This is a genomic window from Candidatus Chloroploca mongolica, assembly GCF_004762035.2.
Taxonomy (GTDB): domain Bacteria; phylum Chloroflexota; class Chloroflexia; order Chloroflexales; family Chloroflexaceae; genus Chloroploca; species Chloroploca mongolica.
Genome location: NZ_SIJK02000063.1, coordinates 1 through 7,342, shown reverse-complemented (window position 1 = coordinate 7,342; position 7,342 = coordinate 1). Strand labels below are relative to the sequence as shown.

Sequence of the window (7,342 nt, the reverse complement as noted above, 5' to 3'; positions counted from 1 at the left end):
GGGGCACCCGCAAGGGGGTGGGGCACCCGCAAGGGGGTGGGGCACCCGCAAGGGGTGCCCCTACAGGGCCGGGGGGCGGGTCCGGTGTAGGGGCACCCCTTGCGGGTGCCCTTGCGGGTGCTTTGATCGTATACTGAAGGTATAAACAAGAGACATACTTGGAGCAACACCGAGGAGCCGAACATGACCATGCCGCGCTATACACGCGAAGTGGGACGTAAATTTCATGCGGATGGTACCCCGCAGTATTTTCCCGGCAATACGATCATCTGCATGCTTAGCCCGACCCACCCGCTGTTTCAGACGGCTAGCGCCTTTCAGGAGGCGCTTGGCAAGACCCCCGTTGGGGCAAAGTTTGCTTTTTTGCCGCCAGCGAGCTTTCATATGACGGTCATGGATCTGTTGTGTGATCAGGTTCGCGATCCAGCGCACTGGGCCCACGCGTTGCCGCATGAGAGTACCATGGCCGAGGCAGATGCCTTTGTGTATGCACGGGTGCAGCCACTTGTGCCACCAACCGAGCTTGTCATGCGCGTCGTCGGTATCTTCTACGGCAACAACTTGATGCTAACGCTCAAACCTGCCGACGAAGCGACCCGCAATTCCTTGCATGCCTATCGAGCGTCGGTTGCGGCAGCGACCGGCATTCGGTTTCCCGATCACGACACGTATGGCTTTCACCTCTCCCTGGCCTACCGCCTGATCGAGCTAACAGGAGCAGAAGAGGAGGTGCTCACGAGCGTTTGTCATCACTGGGAACCTGCGTTGCAGGCAGCCGGGGCAGCGCTTGTTTTGCCACCGCCGCAACTCTGTCGCTTTGATGACATGAGCAACTTTGTCCCGATCGAAGGCGTGCGTTGACGCTCGCGTGTGATGGCGCACACGGTCAGTGAAGCTGGCCGCGTGCGCCATCACAAGTTGGGGTGCGTACGTCTCAGCTTGTCTCGAGCCAGCCGCGCTCGAGGGCATAGCGCACCAGGGCTGACCGGCTGGTCAGCCCGAGTTTCTCGAGGGCGCGCGCCCGGTAGGTTTCAACCGTCTTTACGCTCAAGCTGAGTTGGTTGGCAATGTCCTTGTTGCTGTAACCTTGCACAACGCCTTGTACGACCTCGCGCTCGCGTTCGCTGAGTTCGGCACCCAGCAGATCAGAGGCGGCTGAGGGTCGTTGCACATACCGGCTCACCACATGCTCGGCGAGCGATGGTTCGAGGTAGACGCCTCCCGCCGCGACGATGCGGATGGCCCGGATGAGGGCGTCTGCTGCGGTGTGTTTGAGGATATAGCCCGAGGCCCCAACAGTAAGCATCTGGCGCAGGTAGCTTGTGTCGTCGTGAATGCTCAGGACCAGCACCTTGACCTCTGGGTAGGTCTGCTTGATCCGCTCGGTGGCCTTGATGCCGTTTCCCCCCGGCATCGAGATGTCCATGATTACCACATTTGGGCGGGTCTCAGCGATCTGCTCCCAGGCATCCTCTCCATCGCTTGCCTCGCCGATCACGTTCATATCGGCCTGGGCGGCGATCAGGGTCTTGAGCCCCTCACGTAATACCATGTGATCATCGACCAGGAATACCGTGATCGGCGTCATTGCTCTCTCCTTCCATATGATCATTGACCAGGAAGATCAAGATCGGCATCATCGCTGTCTCCTTCTATGGCGGCGGGCAACGGGATGAGGGCAAAAATTCTGGTGCCGCTGCCGGGTTCCGACTCGATCGTCATATTGCCACCCAGGAGCTTCACCCGCTCTCGCATCCCGATCAGCCCCAACTGCTGTGTTGCGACGAGGGTGTCCCAGTTTGCTGGCACACTAAAACCAAGCCCGTCGTCTTCAATAATCACACGAACCCGGTCGGCGTCCCGCTCGATGATGATGCTTACCTCGGATGCCTTGGCGTGCTTGAGTACGTTCGTCAGGCCCTCCTGAACCAAGCGGTAGATTGTTGTCTCGACCGCCAGAGGCAGGCGACTTTCGTCGAGCCCACTGGTGTGCAAATCCACAGCGACATGTGTACGGGCCGACCATTGCTCGACGTAGTTGCGCAGCGCCAGAATTATGCCTAAGTCGTCTAACACCGAGGGACGCAACTGTACTGCCAGATTGCGGATCTCCTGGCTGATCTGCATCGCCATTGTTTGAAGTTGCGTAACGCGTTCTGCCGAGGGGTTGTCGGTTGATAGGCGATCCTGGAGGGCCTTGAGGCCCAGGATCAGCGCGGTGAGATCCTGCCCCATCTGGTCGTGGAGCTCGCGTGCGATGTGGCCCCGCTCTTCTTCTTGCGCCATCAGCAGTTGTTGGAGCAGCCGCTGGCGGGTTCGCTCACCGCGTGTTCGCGCAGCTACCTGGGCCTGGAGCGCTACATTGGTAAGCGCGAGCTCATCGGTGCGGGCAGTCACACGCTCCTCCAGATCATTCCGAGCGTTCTGGAGCACCGCCTCAGCCTGTTTGAGCGTGCTGATGTCGGCAAAGGTAAGCACGACCCCGTCCACGGTACCCGCAAGGGTATGATACGGACGGATGTGCATACTCCACCAGCGATCCCGCTCGGGTTGGTGGATCACCTCTTCAATGGCCGTGACGGTCTGGAGAACCTGGGTGATGACGAGGGGGAGATTGTCGTGGTGGAAATAGGTGCGTAGGTCGCTAAGCGGACGCCCAATGTCGCTCTCGATCAATGCGAAGAGTTCGGTTGCCTGGGGTGTGAAGCGAGCGATCCGACTATCTTGAGACAGAAAAATGGCCGGGATCTGGGCGCTCGCAAAGAGGTTGGCAAGGTCGGCATTGGCCCGATCGAGCTCTATGATCTTGCTGCTAAGCTCGGCGTTGACCGTTTGCAACTCCTCGTTGATCGACTGAATTTCCTCCTTCGAGGTCTGCTGTTCTTCATTGGTCGCCTGGAGCTCCTCGTTGAGCGAGCGCAGTTCCTCGTTCGCTGCGGTCAAGTCGAGGTTGGCACTCTGGAGTTCGTTGATCGTTGCCTCCAGGGTTTCGCGCGTGCGTTGCAGCTCTTGGGCGAGGGCATCAGCGGGCGTTGTGGGTGAAGATGTCAGGTCGACGGAGGAGAGTTGGGGCAGGGTAACCCGACTCGCCTGCAGCACTACCAAAAGCAACCCCCCTTCCGAGTTCGTCTCGGGAAAGGGTCGCACCGTGAGGGTCAGTTGCCGTTCTCCTTCGGCAGTTCTCAGCATCAGATCTTCGCGTACCACTGGTGTGAGGGTCTGGGCAACCGTACGGATAGCGGCATGCAGGGGGAAGCGGAGATCGGGATGGGCCATGTCGAACAGGTTTGCTGTGGGTTCGCCGGGAGGCACGCTGATGTACGGATAGGCCTGGCCACTGAGGTAAGAGACGATCCCCTGCGGATCAACTGCGAGTGCCGTCGGCGTATAATCCTGGATCAGGATGCGCTCAATCGCGGCACCAAGATCGTTCGCTGCCACGGTTTGCTGATGCGCCGTCGCGCCAGAGATGCGCATAGCGGGTCGGCGGGAGCTGGCCCAGGGCAGCACAATCCGCGGCTGCACACTCCGTTCTTTGCGCTGGTAGATGCGGTGCCGACTATCAATGACCCGGAATAGTTCGGACGGATCGATCGCGCCAACCGCACTCTCGGCTGAGCCCAGGAAGAGATAGCCGCCCGGCGACAGGGCATAGTGAAAAACCGGGATCAACTGGCGTTGGAGGTCGGTGTCAAAGTAGATCAACAGATTGCGGCAGGCGATCAGATCCATCCGCCCGAAGGGCGGATCGCTAATCAAATTATGCACCGAGAAGAGGCACAACTCGCGAAGGGTTTTCTTTACCTTGTAGCCCGCGCCCTCTGGCACAAAGTATCGGCTGAGGCGCTCGGGGTTGACGTGGGCGAGAATCCTCGCATCGTACCAGCCCGTCCGTGCGACGGCGAGGGCGGTCTCGTCAATATCGGTGGCGAAGATCTGAATGGGTGGCGGTGTGTCGAGTTGCGCCAGTTGCTCGCGCAGGATGATGGCGATCGAGTAGGCTTCCTCGCCAGAAGCGCATCCGGGCACCCAGACACGCAGCGGTGCGCTGGCATCTTTGCTGCGCAACAGTCCAGCAATCACGGTCGGGGCCAGAGACTCACAGGCGGCCGGGTCGCGGAAGAATTCTGTCACGCCAATGAGCAGATCCTGGAAAAGCAGATCTACCTCATCCCGATCCTGCTGAAGGCGTATGAGGTATGTTTCGAGGCTGGACAGATGGATCAACCGCATCCGGCGATCGATGCGGCGCTGGAGGGTGGTACGTTTGTAGTGGCTGAAATCGTGGCCAGAGGCCTGCTGAAGGAGTGCCAGGATCAGACGGAACGCATCGACGGGTGGGGCGACTGGGGGCGGCGAGGCTGCGGAAGGGTTGCTTGCGAGCAGCAGCGCAGGCATCTCGGCAATCGCGACGATGTGATCAACGACGCCGCGTGTGATCGCCGCCTGGGGCATCGCTGAATAGGCTGCCGAGGTCGGCGTCTGGACAAGCGTGAGCCCGCCGTGCTCTCGGATCGCCGTCAGGCCCTCGGTGCCGTCGGCTCCGGTGCCCGAAAGCACGATGCCCACAGCCTGCGCCCCCTGGTCTATGGCCAGCGAGTGAAAGAAATAGTCGATTGGCAACCGTTGCCCGCGCGCTGCGGCGGGCGGCTCCAGGTGGAGTTTGTTCTGTTTAATAGTGAGCGCCGTGTTTGGCGGAATCAGATAGACGTGGTTGGCCACAACCACGGTCAGGTCACTGATCTGGTCTACGGGCATCTGCGTTTGTACCCTGAGGAGTTCTGGAAGATAGCTGGGCTGTTGAGGGTCGAGATGTTGAATCAGCACAAAGGCCAGCCCACTGTCGGGTGGCATGTGCTGGAGGAACTCGGTGAACGCCTGTAGGCCACCAGCTGATGCACCGATCCCGACAACTCTCGGGCCCGTCTCTGGCACGGGACTCTGTTCTGGGATCGGCGAGCGAATAGTATCCAGGTCTGGCGCTGAAGTGGCATTATCAGTCATCGTGAACCTCCTGGAGACAGTTAAGCTTCCTGAACCTCCTTATACCATTGTAGCTTACTGTGGGCTATAAGGCGAGCTTTTTTCATTAGGGCGATTGGATCTGCTGTTCCTGCGTGTCGCCAGGCTCACGGATGGCTCTGTTGCGCCGTCGCGCTGATGGTTATTTTTCATAACCATACCATCGCTACGCCCTTGCCATGACAGGATTTGCCTGACATAACACCGATGGTTTGCCCGCTTCCTGCCGAGGCCGCCTAGTGCTAGACTCAGGAGAGCATCCACCAAGGTTTTTGTACTGGCGATGAACGATTGAGCGCACCCGGGACGTGGGGGATGTCGTCTTTCCCTGCGGGGTGACGGTCGCAGACGACGGTGACACCATACGAAGGAGTTCAACTCAATGTCTGATCGCACCTTATCAGTCTACGAATCCGCTAATTGGGGGTCGCGACTCGCCGGTGTCGCCCTCGTCCGCTATGATGCGCGTGGCATTCTCTTGGTCAATGAAGTGCCTGTCGAGACGACCCGCAAAAGCGGGCACTTCACCGTGCTGCACTGCGTGGACGGAAGTACGAGCGTGGTGTTGAGCAGTTTTCTCCGTCTGGTACCAGATGCTCGCCATCAAGGTGAGCAGAGCGCTGCATTGGTGGAGATCTGTGGTTGACCCGTGTTGACGCAAAGACGCAAAGCGGCGCATGCAGAATCGGTCAGTTAGCAAGCATGGCGAGCGCCATGCTTGTATCGATGTGGAAGCCACCCGATCGTGTCAGGTATTTCCTGGCACGGATGTCAAACTTTACCTGCTAGAGGGCGCAGATCTTTCTTGCTACAATGAGCTATAAAATCGGTTGAATGTCGCTCTTACCGTGTAACCGGACAGTGACAGCGGTCTTTGCTGCGGCACTGAGTATGACGAACTGCCTTCCTCTCCCCACTCGGTCTCTCTTGCAACACTGAGCATCAGGATCTGTCAAGGTGTTTGCTCCCCTCTTCCACCCATGAGTCATGCGCACTCGTGAAAGGAACTACTCGTATGATCGAGAAAACCGGTGTCTCTCGCACCAATGGGCATTCGAAGCAGCATATCCCGCCCACCTCAATAGACATGCATGCAGCAAATACGACGAACGGTGTTGCGCAAGGTGCAGAATTGTCTGCCGATCACCAATTGCTTGCCGTCATTCCGGCCCTCGTCTTTACCAGCCAGCCAAACGGCTCCTGGAGCTACGTCAGCCCAAGGTTCTGCACGTATACCGGCAAGCCCGCAGAGGCACTCACGGATCTCGGTTGGGCGGAACTTGCACATCCCGAGGAGCGAACCACTACGCTTCAACAGTGGCAGGCCGCCATCAGGCATGGCGCGCCGTTCCAGATCGAACACCGGCTGTGCGGGGTTGACGGCATGTACCATTGGTTTCGCTCCCAGTGTACGCCTCAACTCGACGCAATGGGGAAACTCATTGGCTGGACAGGCATTGCCGTACCAATTGATAGTGAACACCAACTAGTAGGCGAGCAGATGTTGCGCCAGAAGGCAGAACAGGCGCGTGACGAGCGCGACTGCATGCTTGCGTTCATCGCCCACGAGCTTCGGTCGCCCCTGACGGTGCTGCTAGGCCAGAGCACGCTGCTCCAACGAAGACTGAACAACCACGAGGGCGTTGACCCAGATGTCCGCCGTATGGCCGAAATACTGGTCAAAGAGACCATTCACCTCAAAGATCTCATAAACACGTTGTTGGAAGCGACCCAGCTTGACTATGGCGAGTTCCAACTCTGCAAGACCACCCTTGATCTTGGTGCCCTTGTAGAGCGCGTGGTACAGTCGTTCGCGCCTACTCTGAGTTCGCACACACTGTGGCTACACTCTGATGCGTCACCGCTCTGGATTAAGGGCGATGCGCTCCGCTTAGAGCAAGTGCTCCATAATCTGATCGAGAATGCGGTCAAGTATAGCCCTGGTGGCGGCGAGATTGTGATCCGAACGCTGCTCCATGAAGGTCAGGTGCAGATCGACGTGTGCGACTCGGGGATCGGGATTCCGGCGCAGGTTCAGCCGTATCTCTTCCAGCGCTTCTTTCGGGTCAAGGCTGATGACAGACGCGTAGCCTCAGGGCTCGGCCTCGGGCTCTATCTCTGCAAGGCGATTGTGGATCTCCACGGGGGCAGCATTAGCGTGCAGAGCGTCGAGGGCGAGGGCTGCACCGTCACCTTGTTGCTCTCTCGCCTCCTTGTCGAGCATGCTCGGCACGTCTGAACTGGCTTTTAAGCATGAAATCAGGTAGTGCCGACTTCAACGCTTGGTGTGAGATCAGATGATCTACCAATCAATCAAATC

Annotated in this window: 5 protein-coding genes; 3 read left to right on the top strand and 2 right to left on the bottom strand. The window is 58.7% G+C overall.

Annotation, left to right across the window (positions count from 1 at the left end; translation table 11 throughout):
* The first annotated feature begins 183 nt into the window (after positions 1 to 183).
* Positions 184 to 861, top strand: a complete 678-nt coding sequence (locus EYB53_RS21430) for a DUF1868 domain-containing protein (RefSeq protein WP_135480887.1) — start codon at positions 184 to 186, stop codon at positions 859 to 861.
* 73 nt (positions 862 to 934) lie between these two features.
* Here EYB53_RS21430 and EYB53_RS21425 read toward each other — a convergent pair whose 3' ends face one another.
* Both EYB53_RS21425 and EYB53_RS21420 read right to left on the bottom strand, forming a co-directional pair.
* Positions 935 to 1,588 (bottom strand): response regulator transcription factor, encoded by a 654-nt coding sequence (locus tag EYB53_RS21425; RefSeq protein WP_135480884.1) that lies wholly within the window; start codon positions 1,586 to 1,588, stop codon positions 935 to 937.
* A gap of 20 nt (positions 1,589 to 1,608) precedes the next feature.
* On the bottom strand, positions 1,609 to 5,004 hold the full coding sequence (locus EYB53_RS21420) for a chemotaxis protein CheB (RefSeq protein WP_135480882.1): 3,396 nt from the start codon (positions 5,002 to 5,004) through the stop codon (positions 1,609 to 1,611).
* A 400-nt stretch (positions 5,005 to 5,404) separates the two neighbouring features.
* On the opposite strand from EYB53_RS21420, the gene EYB53_RS21415 reads away from it, so the two are divergent.
* Together EYB53_RS21415 and EYB53_RS21410 are read left to right on the top strand one after the other, a co-directional pair.
* Positions 5,405 to 5,668: an SET domain-containing protein gene (locus tag EYB53_RS21415; protein WP_135480880.1), complete on the top strand. Its 264-nt coding sequence runs from the start codon at positions 5,405 to 5,407 to the stop codon at positions 5,666 to 5,668.
* Positions 5,669 to 6,037: 369 nt separating this feature from the next.
* Positions 6,038 to 7,261: a PAS domain-containing sensor histidine kinase gene (locus tag EYB53_RS21410; RefSeq protein ID WP_135480878.1), complete on the top strand. Its 1,224-nt coding sequence runs from the start codon at positions 6,038 to 6,040 to the stop codon at positions 7,259 to 7,261.
* The last annotated feature ends 81 nt before the right edge of the window (positions 7,262 to 7,342 follow it).